Annotated in this window: 9 protein-coding genes and 2 pseudogenes; 8 read left to right on the top strand and 3 right to left on the bottom strand. The window is 65.0% G+C overall.

The features are described from left to right. Window positions 1-39: 39 nt before the first annotated feature. From JS521_RS00055 to JS521_RS00030, 6 genes are all read left to right on the top strand, one after another. The gene (locus JS521_RS00055; protein ID WP_205080656.1) at window positions 40-1,497 is read left to right on the top strand and encodes a tyrosine-type recombinase/integrase; all 1,458 of its coding nucleotides are present in this window, start codon (window positions 40-42) and stop codon (window positions 1,495-1,497) included. Continuing rightward, entirely contained in the window at window positions 1,497-3,473 is a 1,977-nt protein-coding gene (locus JS521_RS00050; RefSeq protein WP_205080655.1) for a hypothetical protein, read from the top strand. The genes JS521_RS00055 and JS521_RS00050 overlap by 1 nt, the downstream gene beginning before the upstream one ends. Next, window positions 3,470-5,842 carry a hypothetical protein gene (locus tag JS521_RS00045; protein ID WP_205080654.1) on the top strand — a complete coding sequence of 791 codons (2,373 nt, stop codon included), beginning with the start codon at window positions 3,470-3,472 and terminating at the stop codon, window positions 5,840-5,842. Before JS521_RS00050 ends, JS521_RS00045 begins: the two co-directional genes overlap by 4 nt. Then, window positions 5,842-6,270, top strand: coding sequence for a hypothetical protein (locus JS521_RS00040; protein WP_205080653.1), 429 nt, complete (start codon window positions 5,842-5,844; stop codon window positions 6,268-6,270). Before JS521_RS00045 ends, JS521_RS00040 begins: the two co-directional genes overlap by 1 nt. A 208-nt stretch (window positions 6,271-6,478) precedes the next feature. Then, window positions 6,479-7,162 (top strand): hypothetical protein, encoded by a 684-nt coding sequence (locus tag JS521_RS00035; protein WP_239486551.1) that lies wholly within the window; start codon window positions 6,479-6,481, stop codon window positions 7,160-7,162. A 67-nt stretch (window positions 7,163-7,229) separates the two neighbouring features. Next, on the top strand, window positions 7,230-8,318 hold the full coding sequence (locus JS521_RS00030; protein ID WP_205080652.1) for a helix-turn-helix domain-containing protein: 1,089 nt from the start codon (window positions 7,230-7,232) through the stop codon (window positions 8,316-8,318). A gap of 53 nt (window positions 8,319-8,371) precedes the next feature. Here the strand turns inward: JS521_RS00030 and JS521_RS00025 are convergent, their stop codons facing one another. After that, a complete protein-coding gene (locus JS521_RS00025; RefSeq protein WP_205080651.1) occupies window positions 8,372-9,856 on the bottom strand; it encodes a UvrD-helicase domain-containing protein in 1,485 nt (494 codons plus the stop codon). 232 nt (window positions 9,857-10,088) lie between these two features. Continuing rightward, window positions 10,089-10,319, bottom strand: coding sequence for a helix-turn-helix transcriptional regulator (locus JS521_RS00020; protein WP_239486560.1), 231 nt, complete (start codon window positions 10,317-10,319; stop codon window positions 10,089-10,091). Between the two features lie 1,008 nt (window positions 10,320-11,327). Here JS521_RS00020 and JS521_RS36275 point away from each other — a divergent pair. Further along, window positions 11,328-13,277, top strand: a pseudogene (locus JS521_RS36275) (type I restriction-modification system subunit M); the annotation flags it as partial. Window positions 13,278-14,735: 1,458 nt separating this feature from the next. Here the strand turns inward: JS521_RS36275 and JS521_RS00010 are convergent. Then, window positions 14,736-17,303: a DEAD/DEAH box helicase gene (locus JS521_RS00010; RefSeq protein WP_275564152.1), complete on the bottom strand. Its 2,568-nt coding sequence runs from the start codon at window positions 17,301-17,303 to the stop codon at window positions 14,736-14,738. A gap of 431 nt (window positions 17,304-17,734) precedes the next feature. On the opposite strand from JS521_RS00010, the pseudogene JS521_RS00005 reads away from it, so the two are divergent. Continuing rightward, window positions 17,735-18,157: pseudogene (locus JS521_RS00005) on the top strand (ATPase, T2SS/T4P/T4SS family); the annotation flags it as partial. Window positions 18,158-18,342 lie beyond the last annotated feature (185 nt).

Here is an 18,342-nt window from a genome sequence, read left to right as displayed (position 1 = left end):
AGGTTCAAGAGTGCGTTTCTGTCTCAGAGTTGGGGATTCATGGAGTACGTCTTCGTGTCGCACCGCAAGGTGCGGCGGCACGCGGGTGCCGTGGAGGGTGTGGATCTGGACTGGGTCGAGTACGTGACCCGTGCGGGGGCGCTCAAGGAGGGCACGCCGTTCTTCCTGGGGCCGGACATGCGCCCGCTGGAGCCGTTGACCTCGTGCTTCTTCGAGTTGGCCAAGCGTCTGGATGCGGGTTCGCTCGAGGACTACGCCTACGACCTGATGGACCTGGTGGGCTTCCTCGAGGCTCTGGATCCGCCGACGGATCTACTGTCGGCCACGGAGGACGACCTCGTCGCGTACAGGGACGAGTTGATGGAGTACCGGGACGAGCCGGTGTCGGCGGCGACGTGGATGCGTCGGCGGGCGGCGATCCACAACTTCTACGACTGGGCCGTCGAGGAGGTGAAGCTGCTGGACCGGCGCCCGTATCACCGGCGCAAGAACGGCAAGGACGTTCTGTCGGTGTCGGTGGTCAACGATCTCGACGTCCGGCATCTGACCTATTCGCAGTGGCGGTTCCTGAAGCACGTGGGCTTTCGCGGCCTGCTGCCCGACGAGCGGGTGGACCGGTCGTTCCGTGGGGCGGCGCCGTTGCGCAACAGCGCGGCGGCGGAGTTGGCGGTGACGACCGGTATGCGTTTGCGGGAGTTCAGCACTCTCCTCGACATCGAGGTCGGGCCGCCACGCCGGGACGGCTCGGCGGCCCTCGTGGATCTGCGGCAGATGGCCAAGTACAAGCTGCCTCGCACGGTGGAGATCCAGCACGCCACGCTGAGGGAGATCGACTTCTACCGGCGCACCGAGCGGGCGAAGATCGTGCACGCTGCGGCCCGAACGCTGCACCGTCACCGGGCGGAGCTGTTCGTCGTCGACGACATCAACTCCCGGCAGGGCAAGGTCAGCGGAGTCCTGTACGGGCGCCAGCGGACCTTCTCGGTCAAGGACATGGACCTGGCCACACGCCGGATCGCGGTCATCGAGGGCGACCGGGGTCTGGAGCCGATGGCACTGTTCGTCGGTCGCGGCGGGCGCATGCTGTCCCCCCAGCGCTGGCACCAGGTCTTCGAGGACGCACACGTGCGGGCCCTGCGGATCAGCAAGGAGCACAAGCTCGAGACGGTGGTGCCCAGGGCATTCAAGATCCACGATCTGCGCCACACGTTCGCGATCTTCATGCTCCAGTTGCTGACCGAGCTGGTGGCGGGCCAGGAAGCAGAACTGCGGCGGATGGGCGGGCACACCGTCTACCTGGCCGATCACATCAGCACGTCGCCGCAGCTGACGGTTCAGCGTTTGCTCGGCCATCGCCAGGCGACGTCGACCATGCGCTACCTGCGTTACATCCGCAAGACGAACCTGCTGGTCGCTCGAGCCATCGCGGACTGGAATGCCCAGGACACTACCTACGCCGACTACGCGGCCCGTCTGGCGCCGGAAAGGGCTGCCTGATGCCGCGCCGGGGTGAACGCAAGAGCCGGCCGCGTCCCACGGTTGCCGCGAAGCCGCCGGCTCCGCAGGGGCGGATCGCGGTCCGGGAACTGATCTACGTCTACCGGCACCAGCGGATGGTCCACAGGATCGATCCGGCGGATTTTCGGTGCTCGGTCCTGGCTGGCCAGCTGGCCGACGCCTGGCTGGACTATCACTACAAGGCGGGCCTGACCTCCAGCCAGCAGTACGTCTCGGTGATCCGTAGCTTTCTGCCGTTCGTCGACACGCATCTGGCGACCGCGGGCCTCGCCCCGGGCGAAGCCCGCCTTGACGGCGGACCCATCGACTTGACCGAGGTCATCTACCAGTGGGAGGAAAACCTCCTGCACCGATACAAGCCGGGCTCGAAGCGGCCGAATGTGCTGGCTGGGGCATTGCTCATCCTGGTGGGCCACCGGGCGGTCCGAGACGCGAAGGTTCCCGAGCGTCTGAGGCGGCGGGCAGAGGGTCCCCCGACGTTCCGGGGCGGCTCGAGCGAGCCGTTGGACGAGTTCGCCAATCACGAGCGTCTGCTCCTGCGGGACAGTGCCCAAGCCGATATCCGGGCCCTTGAGAAGCGGCTTGCCGTTGGCCGGGCACTGCTCGCCGAGGGGCAGGACCCGCGACGCGAGGGCTGGCGGTCGCTGCCGAATCTTCTCTGGGCGGCCCGGCACGGCGCTCTGGACATGCCCGCCCTACAGTCTCATCTCCCGTCGCACTTCAAGTGGTGGCCAGAGCCCTTGCGGCACGTGGTGGCCGACCCGCTCTACATGGCCCGCTTCGGCGGGAAGTACGGCGTGATGACCGCGGTCACCGGGCTGCTGTTCCCCAGCGAACTCGACCTGCAGCCCTTCCGCGTCCTGCTCCTGCTGGCCATGGGCGACGCCACCTCCGAGGAGGTGCACGATCTCACCCTGGATGACCTGGAGTTCAGCGACGAGGGAGTGCGGGTGGTGCAGACCAAACTGCGAGCCCAGCGGATCCGGCCGCATCTGCACGGCAACGACGGGCCGCGGGTGAACGAGCGCCCGCTCGAGGAGGACGAGGCACCTGGTGAGTCGGCCTACCCGGGGACCGGAAACTGGGACGTCCCGGGTTTGCTGCGGCGCCTGATCGCGGTGAACACCATGACACGGGAGGCATTCGAGACCGAGCCGTGGCTGTTCACGGCCGTCGAATCCACCGACTACCGGCGTCACATGATCGCGGGGCGAGCACTGTTTCGAGCCCCCGGACGCCGCTTCTCCGACTGGATCACCAGCCATCCGGACATGGAGGGTGAACCGGCGAAGATCTCCCTGCCGCACGACGTGCGGCGCCTGCGCAAGACGTCGAAGACCACGCGGGTCGCCGCTCTGGGCGGCACCCTGAGCGACCTGGCCGGAGACGATCACCACATCGAGGTCTTCCGAGGCCACTACGCCCACGGCACGACCGCACACGTCCTGGCCGGCCGGGCCGTCAACCGGGCCCAGCGCGGAGTCTTCAACAAGATCAAACCAGGCAAGCCCGTGCTGGTCACCGAGGGTGCCGAAGCCATGCTGGCCGAGCCGGAAACGGCCGCTGAACTGGGCATCTCGGCCGAGCAGGGCAAAGCCCTGCAGCATGGAGAGCTCGACATGGGTGTCGTCAACTGCCGAGATCCCCACGATTCCCCGCACACGCCCAAGGGCAGGCTCTGTCATGTCGCGCCGGCGATGTGCATGATCTGCCCGAACGCGGTGGTCTTCACCTCGCAGCTGCCCCGGCTGCTGATGCTCGACGACCACATCGCCCACATGCGCCAGGTGCTGGCCCCACCGGTCTGGCAGGCTACCTGGGGCGTTCAGGCAGCGGCGCTGAAGGAAGTGTTCACCGAGTGCGCGGAACAGCTTCCTGATGCCCGCCAGCAGATCGAGGAGGGCAAATTCCGTCTCGATCTGCCGCTCGGAATGCGAACGGAGTACGACCGATGACGACCGCCGCAGCCTTCCAGTCGCTGCCCTCGCAGACCATCCCCAACGGCACACCCGTCTTCGGCGGCCACCGCAACCTCATCCCCGGCGCGGAGGTCCCGCTCTTCGGGCAGGCCGGGTACTGGCCCGGCGACTGCCTGCGACGGCCGGCGAACCGGGTGAAGAGCGCCTGGCGGGCCTCGTTTCCCAAGGACCCCCTCTGGAACCTGCGGACCCGCGAGGTTGCCTTCGGGATGCTCAACTCCAGCCACAAGATCCTCCGGGATGCCGGTCTGTTCTTCCGGGCCGAGAACTGGAGCCTGCCTTCGGTCAGGCAGATGTGCGACAAGATGCGGCTCATCGCCAGATGGGCACTCGAGCAGAAGATGCCGCACGATCTGGCGGCCTGGGCGGCGGACGACTGGCAGAACTACCTCGACCATCACGCCCTGACGTCAGGAACGTCGACTCTGGCCAACGATGTCCTCACCATTCGCCGCCTCCTGGACTTCGCTCCGCTCCTGACCGGCGGGGGGCTGCTGGAGGATCCCTGGCCTGGCAAATCCGCTGCCGAGGTGGCTGACCGGACATTCCTGGGAGAGCTGACCACTCCTTCCATCCCCCCGGCCATCTGGTGGCCGCTGCTGCGGGCCGCCTGGTTCTACATCGAGGAGATGGCCCCGCAGATCCTTGAACGCCGCGATCAGCAGGTCGCGGCCGTGGCCGCATCGACCGGGACGCGGCGCCAGACCCATGACGCCCGGGGCACCGACGCCAAGCTCGCCGCCTGGGTGCAGGACCCCGACTCCTTGGTGCCGGTCCACGCCAGGGACTTCCGCGGATACCCGGCGGGCACCGTGATGTGGTCGACACTGAGCCTGTGGCTGACAGACGGCATCAGTCAGGGCGTTTTCAAGGCCAGTCGGGACTCCGAACGCCACCAGATGAGACGCAAGATGGTCCAACGACTGGTCGACGCTGGTCGGGTCCGACCCGTCACGGCCAAGGACGGCCGGGCGGCCCTCGGCGACATCGCCCGCCCCGCACGCAGCCGCAACCGGCGGCCCGACGAGCTCGACGCCCAGGTCCGGCAGTGGCTGGCCGATCCTGCGAACCGCATCCCGGTCCGCAGGGAGAACAGCCCCCACGGGCCGGTCGGCGAACCGGTCTGGCTTACCCTGGAAGGCCGGGTGTTCGGCACGGTTACCAGGGCGAACGTATTCACGAGCGGCACCGCCCGCACCCGCCAGCGACAGCAGTGGGTCCGTGAGGCGATCACCGAGGACCGCACCGACTACATCGAGGACGGCGATCTCGAGCACGCCCTACGGATGGTCCGGGCGGCCTGCTACATCTTCATCGCCGCACTGACTCTCATGCGTGACAGCGAACTGCAGGAGATCGAACGCAACTCCGTGGTCCAGCACTTCGGCTCTCCGGCGCTGGCCTCGCGGAAGATCAAGCACGACGAATCCCGACCCCGCCTCAAGTGGTGGATCATCGAGCCGGTCGCACAGGCCGTGGCCGTCGCCGAACACCTGTCCTGGCATGACAGCCACATCTTCGCCACCCTCGCCCCGCCCAGCGGGTTCTTGCCGGAAGGCACCCGCGGACGGGCCGGGTTCGACGCGTTCCGCGACATCGACTTCTTCATCGAGAACATCAACAGGACGCTGGACCGGACCGGGCTGAAAGCCATCCCCGAGGGACTGGTGAGGCCGCACATGTTCCGCAAGACCATGGCGATCATCACCGCCCAGCAGCCCGACGGGGAGATCGCGCTCGGAATCCAACTCAAGCACGCCGCCCGCCGGGCCCTGGCCAACCAGGTCACCGCCGGCTACGGCCGGATCGACGAGAACTGGCGAAAGGAGTTCGACAACCAGCTCGAGCTGGCCGCGGCCCGCAAGCTTGTCGAGCTCCTCAAAGCCCGCCGGCAGGGCGAGCCGGTCGCCATCGGCCCCGGCGCCGCCCGGCTGCATGCTGGCCTGGACAAGGTCATCACGACGATGGACAGCGACCCGCACCTCCAAGTCCAGATCGCGGACGAGCGGATGCAGGTCAGCCTGCTGCGGGATGAGTTCGCCCAGCTGCACTTCGGCACGGTCAACCACTGTCTGTGGCAGGCATCGACCGCCGAGTGCCAGAACCAGCTGCCGGCTGAGCAACGGGGCAAGCAGCCCCTGCTGGGCGCCTGCCAGCCGGGCAAGTGCCGCAACTCCGTGCTGACCTTGAAAAATGCTCCGTACTGGATCGCTGAAGAGAGCGATCTGCGGGACACCCTGCGACGCGAACGGCTCTCCCCACCGCGACGCGAGTCCATCGAGATCCGTCTCGCCGAGGTGCAGACGGTCACCGCACAATTCGCCACCCTGGAAGGTGACCTCTGATGCCGGTATCCGCAGCAACCGCCACCAAGATCCGCGAGGCCATGGCCCGGCTGCTGGCAGGTGAGCCCCTGCATACCAACGGCGCCTTGACGAAGGAGAACCTCGCCCGCGAGGCCCAGGTCAGCCACGCCACCATCCACCGGGCCGAGGACATCCTTGCCGAGTGGGACGCCAAGGTCGCCCGCCCGGTCCTGCGAAGCCCGGGCGAAGTCGAACGGGATGAGACGATCGCAAAGCTCCGCCGACAGCTTCGCGAGTCCAAGGCCGAAGTCACAGAACTTCAGGGCAAGTTCGATGCCCTCGCAGCGGTGACCGCGAACCTCTACCACGAGAACTTCGCGCTGAAGAGGAAGCTCGGCAGTAGCCGGCGCCTGGCCTCCCTCCCGGCTCCTTCCGCAGAGCCCGGGCCCGTTCGAACGGACGGCTGAGCACACAGATCCGTACGCGGTGGTGCACGACGAAGTCGTACGCGACGACGGACGTTTCCCCGTACTTCCCCCTCGAGGAGGTGAGGAAGTAGGGGGATACGTGCTCAGGCGGCGACGCCGAGTTCGGTGCGGGTGCAATCCTTATAAAACTTGCCCCTCGTTTGAGGTACAGTCTTTATAAGTTCGCCGTCGACTCCTGGAGGCTCCCTTGACCCTGTCCCTTGTGAAGTCCTCCCCTGAACTCGATGAGGTTCGGGTCCAGTTGGGTGGCGTGGGGACCAGGCTGGAGTTCCTGCATGACGTACTGCGCGCGGGCGAAGCCGCAAGGCGCACCGCTGTCCGCAACGATCCAACGGGAACGGCGGGTCGACGGGCCTATGAGGCGCACGTGCGGACCATCCGAGAGTTGCACATCGAGAAGGAGAAGTGGGCCCGGCTCGTGCACGGCCGGCTCGAACTTGTCTGCAGCCCAGACCGATCGGTCGCGATGGGCGTGATGGTCGGCGACGCCGCCACGGGGCAGGCAAGCCTATTCCCGAAGAACGCACGCCGACGCGGAGCCGCCACCGAAATGGTCACTCGCGCCAACGCCGGCGACGCCGCCTCGTCTTTACAGACGGCTCTGTTTGTAGCCGGCGCCGGTCCTGACGGGGTTGCGCTGAGTGAAGAAGAGGCCTTCGCCCTGAAGACATGGTTCCTGCTGTCCTGCCGCACCAAGATCGGCGACACGGTGCGGATCGACTGCGAGCTATCGCAGCCGAAGAGCTTCCGGGATGGCTTCGTGATCGAATGGGGTAAGCGGATTCCGCTTCCCGCCCTGGTGATGGACGGAATCGAACCTACGAACGATGATGGGCCCGAAGAGATCGACATCCCTGTCGATTTCCGCTGATGCCCGTTGGTGGGGCGGCGAACCCTTTCGCCCCACCGTGCACCACCAATAACTGAGGCAGCCCCACATGGTGACCCCGTCCCGCATCACACTGGCCCGCAAGCGCAGGGGCCTCACCCTTGCTGAGCTGTCGGACCGAGCCGGGGTGTCACTGCAGAGCCTGTCGAACTACGAGACAGGGCGCACTGCACCCCGTCCCGACACTGTCGCCAAGATCGCCTCAGCACTCGACTTTCCTACCGTCTTCTTCGAAGGCCCTGCGCTAGACGAGCTTCCTGCCGGGGGCATCTCATGGCGGGCACGCAGCAAGACATCGGCCAGAGTGCTCGAAGCCGCGCGAGCCGCTGGCACGCTGGGTGCGATGCTGTACGAGTGGATCGACGAGAGGTTCCGCCTGCCAGCAGCGAATGTGCCTTCACTGGGCAAACCTGACCCGGAAACAGCCGCTGGCATGGTGCGCACCCGCTGGGGTCTGGGGGAAGCGCCAGCGCCCAACATGGTGCACCTTCTGGAGGCGCACGGAGTTCGGGTTTTCTCACTCGATCCTGACCACGCCGAGGTCGACGCCTTCGCGGTGTGGCGCGACGGCGTTCCGTTTGTATTCCTCAACACGCTCAAGTCGGCCGAGCGAGGGCGCTTCGACGCCGCCCACGAACTGGGTCACCTCGTCATGCACGGTAGCGAGCACGCATGCTCGGGCCCCGAGGCCGAACGGCAAGCGAACGACTTCGCTTCAGCGTTCTTGATGCCTCGAGCGAGCGTTCTGGGGCACATGCCGACAGGCGCACACGTCGATCAGATCCTTCGTGGCAAGCAGATCTGGAACGTCTCTGCTATGGCCCTGACCTACCGCATGCACGACCTGAATCTACTCTCTGACTGGCAGTACCGGTCCACCTGTGCCGAGCTGAGCCGGTTGGGGTACCGGTCCGGCGAGCCGCAGGGCATGAGCCAGCGCGAAACGTCGCAGGTGTTGACGAAGGTCTTCACCGCGCTGCGTTCGAAGCATGTTCGCCCCTGGTCCGTCGCGGCCGAGCTCGGGCTCACCAGTGAAGAGATGAACCGACTCATGTTCGGGCTCACCCTTACGACATTCGAAGGCAAGGGTCAGCCCGCCACGACTACCGCGGCGCGCAGCCTGTCCGTCGTCCCCTAAGGGAGCACTCCCTACGCGGCCCGAGACGGGGCCATGCCATGGGTTCGGCGTCCTCATGGGCGATGCCTCATGGGGTTGTCAGGGTGCTGATCGATCCACGCCAGGCCTTCAGGATCGAGGTGGCGGCGGGCGCGAGTGACGGCAACGTAGGCCAAGCGGGCTTCCGATTCCTTGACGGGGCCTGGAACGGAGCGGCCTGAGGAGTCGACTTCGTCGGTGTCGGGGGGTGGGGTGAAGTCGGTGGCGATGCGTACGTGGGCCCATTCCCGGCCCTTGGCTTTGTGGGCTGTGGAAACGGTGACCTCCGCCTGGTCCTCGGGGACGAGGCGGTCGACGGCGTGGAGGATGGCGTCTGGGCCGTGTTCATCTACGAGATTGGCGAAGGGCTGCAGGTCAGCTCCGGCGGGGTCGTGTTCGGCGTAGTCGCGCAGTTCGGCCCAAGTGGTGAACAGCAGGAGTTCGGGGTGGTGGGTGTGCCGCCCACCGATAAGGTCCCGGGCGGCCCGAGCCAGGGTACGCAGGGCGTGTCCCCCGCCCACCAGTGCCGTCGCCGTGCCGGCATTGAGGAGCGTGAGAATTTCGGAGATGGCCCCGATGTTGGTGCGACACAGCACCGCATCGGGGCTGTCCGCGCGTGCCCCGATGGTGGTGGAGATGGCCGGGGTTCCGGTGAGCTGGATGGGAGCTCCGCTGAGGGCGAGCCAGCGGTTTGCTTCGGTAGCGAGTTCAGGGCCGAAGCGGAAAGACTGGGTCAGGGTGAGGTGGCGTCCAGTGAATCCAGTCATCACGTCACGGGCGCCTCTCCAGCCGTAGATGGCCTGGGCAGAGTCTCCGACCATGACGATCTGGGTGCGGGCCTTTTGGGCCAGGACGACCTGTTCGAGGACCGGGTTAGTGTCCTGAGCCTCGTCCAGCAGCAGGAAGTCGCTGTGCAGAACAGGCTCGGTCAGGGCCCACATCTTGAGGTAATGGTCGTGTTCGAAGCGCACCGCGCCTGCGTTGGGACTCTGCAGATCGCCCCAGGCCTTTGTGGCATATGGAAGCAAGAAGTTGGCGAGTTCCGCGTGGCCCTCGTCGCTGTCTATGCCGCGCAGGTGCGGGACGTGGTGGTGGGCGAGTTCAGTGTCGGCAGACTGGCAGTAGTGGGACACCGTCCGTAGCACGGCATTCGAGAGGGTGGCAGGCATGAGGTCGCGCCCGTGAATACGGGTGGGGCTGTTCAGGCCCAGGTCCTGGCCGACTTTCCAGCCAGGCCTGCGGGGGCTGTTGAGGCGATCGCGGAATCGGTATCCGAGGGCGGCGTAGGCCAGGGAGTGAGCAGTCTTGCACTGGACGGTTACGGGAAAGCGGGCGGCAGCGTCCAGAGCGATGGCTCGGTTGAAGGCGAGGTAGCGGCCCCGGCGGGCGGTCATTTGCTCGGCGAGGAAGGCGAGCGTAGAGGTCTTGCCGGTACCGGCACCGGCCTGGATGACGAGATGGTCTCTCTCGCAGAATGCCTCCAGGGCAGCGGCCTGTTCGTCAGTGGGGCTGAAGCGCATGAATGGAGTTCTCCGGAAGCCGTGGCGACCCCACCACGCTCAGGGCGAGCGAGGAACGAGGCCTTATCTCTTGCGGCAGATGCCGGAGTGAAAGGTGCCAGCCGACACGCCTACTGTCGGTAAGCGCACCGCCCGGTCCCCTCGATTGGGTGTCGAGATACCCACACGGGTACGGTCATCGGGCACACGTACGCCCGCGGCATCCCGTTAGGGTGATCGGAGAACGGCTAGCTCAGAGCTCCGGTCCGGGGGAGTCATGGCCGGTGCATAGCGGGTCGAGAAGCTGGCCCAAGGGGATGCTGAACGCGTGGGCGAGCGCGTGCCAAGTCCCGAGCGTCCCGACGGTACGACCCTGTTCGATCTCAATGAGGGTTCGGCGGGACAAGCCGCTATGGGCGGCGAGCTGGTCATAACTCCAGCCTCGATCCGCGCGCAGTCGCGCCAGGGACTGCCGCAGCGCCATCGGGTCGGGGTCTGGCGGCGGGATGATCGTCACCTGACCATCCGAAGGTGCAGACCCCTGCCCTGACAGTGCAGACCTCTGCCCTATTTGTGCGGGTACAGAGGTATCTACATCAGGGCACAGGTCTGCACTACGGTGGCCGCGCTCGGAGCCGCTCATCAGGCGGACCGGAAAGTACCCAATCGCGGGCTCGGAGGGAATCGATGACCACAGCTCTGCCCTCACGCGCGTGGAGCGTCCGGATCAGTAGCCTGGCTGGGCGGCCTGTGGCGACATGTAGCGCCTGCCCAGTGCCCACCGTGGTGACGGGGGCTACTGGGGTGCCAGAGATTAGACGGCACTTTGCGCGTCACTTGACTGAGTCTCAACTGCCCGCGCACCTGCGAATCTGTCAGTGCCGCGAGCGGTCCTGCGCTTGGCATCGCCGGCAAGGACCGTGCTCTGGACCGCTTCGACTCCTGCTCATCCGGGCGGACCAGGGGCGAACTTGGCACCTTGCCGACGCCTGCGAAGCCTGCGCCGCCGCGATTCCTCACGCCGCTGCCGTCCCAGAGCCCCCAGCACGCATCACCACCGGCCTTCGCGCAAAGACTTCGAGTAGCAGAACTTCTGCGGATGTTTCAAATGAACACGGTGAGTGGGTCGAAGTGCCCTGATGGCCGCGCGGCCTGGTCTGAGGAATAGCCTTGTCTGCGGAGCTGGGGATCGATGCAGCATGTGGGCCCGCGGCGTCAGGGGTATGGGGAGCAGGACCGGGCGCGTGCGGCTCCGGCAGAGCTGCTGACCCTGACGGTTTCTCGACGGATGTGAAGCCCCCCCTGGGGCCTTGCGACCTGCTGACTGCCGGGGCTGCCAGAGTGCCTGACGAACGTCTGTGTAACCGGGCGACGGTCTTGTGACCCTGGGGGCGGAACCAACTGCCGGTCAAAAGTGGCAGTTACCACTCATCGCATCGCTCGCCCATGGGACGATCCTCTTGAGTGTCGGCTATCTCTTTGGGGGATTCCAGTGAACGATGGCGTGCAACACCTAACCAGCTTGGTGTGGTCTGTGGCCGACCTTCTGCGCGGAGACTATAAGCAATCCGATTACGGGAAGGTGATCCTGCCGTTCACTGTGCTGCGTCGACTGGAGTGCGTGCTCGAGCCGACGCGCAATGAGGTTGCGGCCCTGGCTAACCAGTATGAGAACGGTGAGATTGTCCCGAGGGATCTCCTGCAACGTGCCTCGGGTCATGTCTTTTACAACACGAGTGACCTGACGCTGAGAGGGATCGCGGAGGACCCACAGAACGCGACGAAGAACCTTCAGTTTTATGTGCGGGCGTTCTCGGGCGACATTCGCGGGATTCTGGATCGCTTCGATTTTGACATGCAGATTCGAAGGTTGGGCAGCGCTGGCCTGCTTCAACAGGTGACGGACAAATTTGCTGACGTAGATTTGCGTCCCGATCTCGTACCCGACAACAGGATGAGCTTCGTATTTGAAGAGCTCATTCGTCGGTTCGTGGAGCACTCAAATGAGACGGCCGGCGAGCACTTTACACCGCGCGATGTCATCAGGCTGATCGTCAACCTGCTGGTATCCCCGGATATGGATATCGTCTCCGTGCCAGGTGCCATTCGTACCGTCATGGACCCGACGTGCGGCACGGGCGGAATGCTCAGTGCGGTCGAGGACCGCATTAAGGCATTGAATCCGGACGTGACCGTTGATGTGTATGGACAGGAGCTTAACCCCGAGTCGTGGGCGATCTGCCGATCGAATTTTTTGATCAAAGGTAAGAATCCGGAGAACATTGCGTTCGGTAATTCCCTTTCAGATGATGGGCATGCGGAGCGAAAGTTCGACTACTTGCTTGCCAGCCCCCCGTTCGGGGTGGAATGGAAAAGAGTGCAAGAAGAGGTCGAGCGCGAGCATCGGGAGCTCGCAGAGTCTGGTCGCTTCGGAGCCGGAATGCCGCGTATCAACGACGGCTCGCTTCTATTCCTTCAGCACATGATCTCAAAGATGAAGCCGGTCGAAGCGAGCGGTGAGGGAGGTTCACGTGTCGCGATTGTCTTCAATGGCTCTCCCCTGTCAACCGGTGCAGCAGGATCGGGCGAATCAGAAATCAGGCGCTGGATCCTGGAAAACGACTGGCTGGAAGGAGTCGTCGCCCTCCCGGAGCAGTTATTCTACAACACTGGAATCTTCACGTACGTCTGGATCGTTACGAACTGTAAGGCCTCTCACCGCAAGGGCAGAGTGGTCCTGCTGGATGCGCGTGATGAGTGGCAGAAAATGCGCAAGTCCCTGGGGGATAAGCGTCGGGAGGTAGGCAACGAGCACATCCGCGTGATCACCGAGCTCTATGGGAAGGCGCTGGAGGTCAGCCAAGACCCCAATCACCCGTTGCACGCCAAGGTGAAGGTGCTCCCCAACGAGTACTTCGGATATCAGCAGGTCACAGTGGAACAGCCATTGAAGCTCCGTTTTGAGGCCAATGACGAAACGTTGGCTGCGCTGGCAGCAGCGAAGCCGGTGCAGAGGCTCGAGAAGCATGGGCAGTTTGTGGCAGCTGTGCGGACACTCCAGGGCTCCTCTTGGAGGACACAGTCCCAGGCGCTGACAGCAATGAAGAAGGCTACGGCGGCGGCGGGCCTGATATGGCCCACAGGAGGACCGTTTAACAGGGCACTGCGTGACACAATTGGCGTACGGGATCCAAGGGGTGAAGTTCAGCGGGCTAGGGGAGTGACAGAGGCAGACGCTAAGTTGCGCGAGTATAAGAGGATTCCTCTGGGAGAGGAGGTTGACGACTATCTCGCACGCGATATCACGCCGAAGGCCCCGGACGCATGGGTTGATCCAGCCAAGGTCAAGACCGGATATCAAATCAGGCCGGAGCTGTTTTTCGTTGCCCGACTCAAGGCCGCGTTTGAACCGCTCGAAGAGTTTTGTCGCCTTGTGACTGAGCGGATTGATCCCCAGAGCAGCGAAACTGAGGAAGAAGCGCCCGAGGACGGCAATTCGTACTTGAAGGAGAAGCTGCGGCATCTGCGAGCGCAGGATCTGCACGTAGTTGATTCTGCTTTGGAGCTGCTCTCTCCATCAGAGGGCAGGGTTGCGCTGACACCGTGTGCCGGCGGTGACATCGTCGGGAGGCCGGGAAGCTGGCGTCTTCTGCCTCAGGCCTTCGGTCAAGCAGTCACATCCCTGGTGGTCCTACACCCTCATGAGCAAAGAACGGGAAGAGCCCTCTGTGAGTGGCTAAATTCTGCCACGTCTACGAAGCAGTTGCCGTCAAGGAACGACCTAATGATGCTGCCGGTTCCTGCTGACGTCGTCCGAGTCGAGGAATTTGACGATCTCCTTGAAAATGTTCAGTCCGCCCGTCACAGGCTCCGAGTTGCGACGTCTGGCCTACTGCCGAACGTGTTCTCAGGAGCAGACTCCAATATTCAAGAGCTGCGCAGGACCATACAGGCGACTGATGCCGAGGCGCTACTGATTGGCGGACTGACGCAGGCCCTCGAAGATCCTGTATCACGGGCAGAATGGAGCTATCCGTTTCATGCGGCAGCGCTAGCCCGCCGGTACCGAATCAGTAGTATTACGCCGAGCACCCATCCTGCGGAACGAATGGATTCGCTGCTGAAACTTGGGGAAGGCATCGCGCGAACTCTTGGTATCATCGCCCTGGCAGAGCTGGCGCAGGCTAACAGAGAAGAGTTCCTCAAAACTTTGAGGAAGCAATTTAAATTCGGTGCCACCTTCGGCACGTGGACGACAATTCTTGGCTGGCGGGCAGCACCCGGATGGGTGATTCTGGATCCTGACGTCCGCACGGATGCATACTCGCGACTTAAGCGGATCAAGGATTTCCGAAATAGTGGGTCAGCTCATGCTCACGGGGTGCGTGAAATGCATGAGATTGGCGATGCCGCAGACGAGCTCGAACAGCTCGTTCTGCTGACCTTGAGATCGGTATCCTGGCTTGCTGCTACGCATTGGGACTGGGTCGAGCGGTGTGAGTATCTCGACATGGCCTCCTATAATCTTGTAAAGCAGCGTCTCCGAGGGAGTCACCCAGCCTGGGAACCTCTTGAGGAGTCCAGTCAGTACCCGTTGAGACCCAAACGCATCTACGTGGGAAATGGTCCCGCGAGAGCTCCCCTCGATCTTTGGCCGCTCGCGTCGGTGGACGTGTGTTCCGATTGCAATACTCGTGAACTCTTTTTGGTCGATAAGGTGGAGCAGGGTGTGTTGACACTGAAGAGCCTGAGAGATCATCCCAAGGAAATCACGTATCCAGACCTGTAGCCTTCATTCTTTGCGAAGCTGGCGGGCCCGCCGCCCGCACTGCTTTGCGCCGGCGGTTGGCTCGCTGGCCCCTCGGTTCCGGGAGCGTGGGCTTGATTGCCCGGACAGTGCCTAGGCCGCGGCGACTGGGCGGGTGGTCACCAGGCCAAGCCACTGGCTGGGGAGCGCCTGCCGCTTACTGAGGATGTCCGCGACGACGGGTCGGGCCTCCGTGGGCGCCAGCCTGCTGGTCTCGGCCCGGATCGCATCCCACGCAGCCAGTAGCCGCTCCGCCATCTGCTGGAGCGGCTCGGGTCCCACCAGGAACAGCGGGCGGCCTGTGGCGACCAGCGCGGCGTCCGAAGTTACCTCCTCCTGTGGAGTGACGAGCAGGGTCACCGACCCTTCCGGGACCTCGCGATGGGTTGCCCCGGCCGCGTAGTTCAGATGTGTCAGTGCCTCGCGTACCCGTTTAGCGGCGACCTTGGGGCCTGTGGCTTCGGACTTGGCCTCGATCGCGAGCCAGAAGTGCTCGCCGAACATCCACACGGCGTCGGGCTCGGAGTGGGCGGAGGAGCGTTGAAGGACTGCGGCCCCCAGCAGCTCACCCAGAGAGGCCAGGCCGTGTTCGAACCTGGCGCTGTCGGTCTGCCACAGCCCTTCCCTGACCGGCTGCTCCTGCGGCAGCCGCTTCATGCTGGCCCGCAGCGGATGGCCGGTGATCTGGTCGACCACCCACTCGTCCAGGACATCAGGCGCAACATCCTCGGTCTCGCTGCCCGGAGCGAGGAAGCCGGCGGCGTCGAGATTCAGCTCGCTCAGCCACTGCGTCCCCTCCGCGGAAACGCGCGCATCGGCGAAGTGCCGTTCCGCTACCCCTGTCCAGTGCGTCTCGTCCGCACCTTCTGCCGCCAGGACTGCCCAAGCCCCGGCGAGGTATTGCCACAGGGCGCGGTAGTGGCTGTCGCCGCCGGCGAGCGCCTCGATCGCTTTGCGCGCCCGCTCCACGGCCCGCGCCCAATCACGGTGCCACGCCGCGCTGGCGGCCTCGACCTCGAATCGAGCTGCTGCCTGCAACTGGGGCGCGCCCCCCAGTACGCGGTTCGCCCGGTCGTCGGACTCTTCACGGTTGCGGATGAACCGGTCAACTGCGGCCCACTCGTCCCCGCCCGCGGAGACAGTGGCGAGGGCCTCTCGCAGCTCAACCACCGAAAGTTCATCCTGCTCCAGTCCGAAGTTGATCTCCGCGCGGATCTCGTGGGGCATGGTGTCCAGCTGGGTCGTGCAGAAGTTCTCTAGGTCGCGGCCGAGCATGATGATCGCCGCGCGGTCACCACTGCCGCGCGTCGCCCTTCCTGTTCCCTGGATGAGCCGGGTGCGGATTCGCTCGTTGAGCACCACGTCGGCACCCAGGCTCTCGTAAAAGAACCGCTCTTGCAGGTGAGCGCCGGTGGGGCAGCCGTGCATGACCACGAGCCGACAGGCGTCGCCGGGAAGGTCGATGCCGTCGTACCGGTTAGCGGCGGCCAGCAGCCCGCGTTCAGCCACGCGGAAGGCATCGGGAGCGTCGTCCGCCTCACCAGTGGTCCACTGCGGCATGCCTGCTGGAGCCACCGCGTCAACCAGCTTCTTGCGCTCTCCGTCGCTGCGGGCGATCACCAGGGCCTTACCGAAGGCGTCGATTTGCTCGCGCACGAAACCGGAAAGCCCTTCGTCGCCGAGCCCGGAACTGAGGCCAGGGAAGCAGAAGAAGCGTCGGCCGCTGCCCGCCTCGCCTTCACTGACCGACTCCGCGTCGTTGCGGGCGAAAGCGGAGGGATCCACTTCGATCCGCTCGATCTGGCGGCGCCCGAACGTGCGTTCCAGTTCTCCGCCGTTGCCCAGCGTGGCCGACATATAGATGCGCTGGGAAGCGTCCTCGAACTGCTTATGCGACAGAGTGGGGGCGATCACCGGTCGGATGAAGACCTCGTCGCTGTTTACATAGACCAGGCACGCAGCTAAGCCGCCGTGCCTCAGTTTCCCGTAGGCGAACCGCCACTCCGGCTCGAAGGTCAGCGCGTGCTCTAGGACGCGTTCCAGCTTCGGGGCGGCCTTCGCGGTCTCGGCGACGCCAGCGAGGTAGACGCGGCCCGCTGTGCGGTGATGCAGACGCCTGGCGACGGCGGTGCTAAAGGCTCCGCAGGCCGTGAGCACCTCGACAACTTGGTCATACGTCGTGTCCTCCCGGTCCCGTTCGATACGCACACTCCAGGTGGAGGCGACCGGGCTCTCTGCCGCGTGCGCGTCGTCCAGGATGAGGGCCTGAGGTGCCATCTTCGGACTGGAGTTGAAGACCGCATTGACGGTCGCGAAGGCAACGGCGTGGCCACGCAGGAAGCGCTGCGCTGCGGACCGGTCCCAGTCTTTGTGCTTGCCGGTGAGGTCCACTGCGGGGACACCGTAAAGGTCTGCAAGACGTGCGGCTTGCTGGGCGAGCTGCCGAGTCGGTGCCAGGTAGGCCACACGCTCGCTCTTGTTGCGGCGTCGCCACTCCGCGATCAGGCAGCCCACCAGCGTCTTGCCCGACCCGGTGGGCATCTCGAACGCCAGATCCTTGCTCTTGAGCTTCTCCATGTAAGCGCTCAGGACGCCTCGTTGGCGCGGATGGAGTTCGCTCGGTGCCCCGGGACCACGCTCTAGGAGCTCGAACAGGGCCATTGGCGACTGCGCGCCCGCCGAGGGGGTGTTTTTCATAATGAATGCCACACGGAACAGCACACCACGTATCAGCTGGCCAGGTAGTCGAGTTTCTGAGTGCGTGCTGCCGATATGCGTCTATGGAAGGGCAAATGACGCTCCGTGAGGGAAAACAGAACGACCCTGTGGTGCCACCTGCCGGACACCTGCGCTCACGAGGTGAAGTCGGCCGCGCGAGTGCCTCACTCTCGGATTCGCCGTCGCCCTCTGCCGGTGCAAGCGACTCGCCACGGAGGGCGAGGCCTAGCTTGGGTTACGAAAGCGTAACGTTTGAACCTCGCGACTGAGACAGCTGGTGCTCAAAGAACTGAGGTGGATTTTCCCGGGTGGTCTCGGAACGACTGATACATGGATGCGTCTGAGACATCCAAACTATTCCTAACAGCCGCCGCGTGACGCTGCGCGATCTGGTGCGGCAGGCGCTGCGCATGCGCCCCGACCGACTGGTGGTCGGCGAGGTGCGGGGCGCTGAAGTCACCCAGTTGTTGGCCGCCTTGAACACCGGTCACGAAGGAGGGTGCGGCACAGTCCACGCGAACGCCGCCGAGCATGTCCCCGCCCGGCTGGAGGCGCTGGGCACCGCTGCGGGCCTCGACCGGGTCGCTCTGCACAGTCAGTTGGCGGCGGCGCTTTCGGTGGTCGTCCATCTCGTACGGGACCGCACGGGGCAACGACGGGTCGCCGAGGTGCACGTCCTGGAGCGGGACGCGGCGGGCCTCGTCTTCACGGTACCGGCCCTGAGCTGGGGCGTCGGCGGCTTTGTTCCGGAGCGGGGATGGGAGCGGCTGCGGTCGCTGATCGGCGGTGCGTTGTGACGGGGGTGACGACGGCGTACGGGGCCCACGCGGTGGCTCTCTGCGCCGGGTCGGCGGTGTGGCTCGCGATGGTGCGTGACCCGGGCGTGCGGCGGGCGCGGGTGCTGTTCGTGGACGCCCCGCCCGAGCCTCGCCGGTCGTGGGGCCGGTGGCCACGTCTGCGGGGGGCCTGGGGGCGCGTGAGG

The sequence above is a fragment of the Streptomyces durocortorensis genome (assembly GCF_016901035.1).
Lineage (GTDB): Bacteria > Actinomycetota > Actinomycetes > Streptomycetales > Streptomycetaceae > Streptomyces > Streptomyces durocortorensis.
This window is presented reverse-complemented; position numbering and strand designations above follow the sequence as displayed.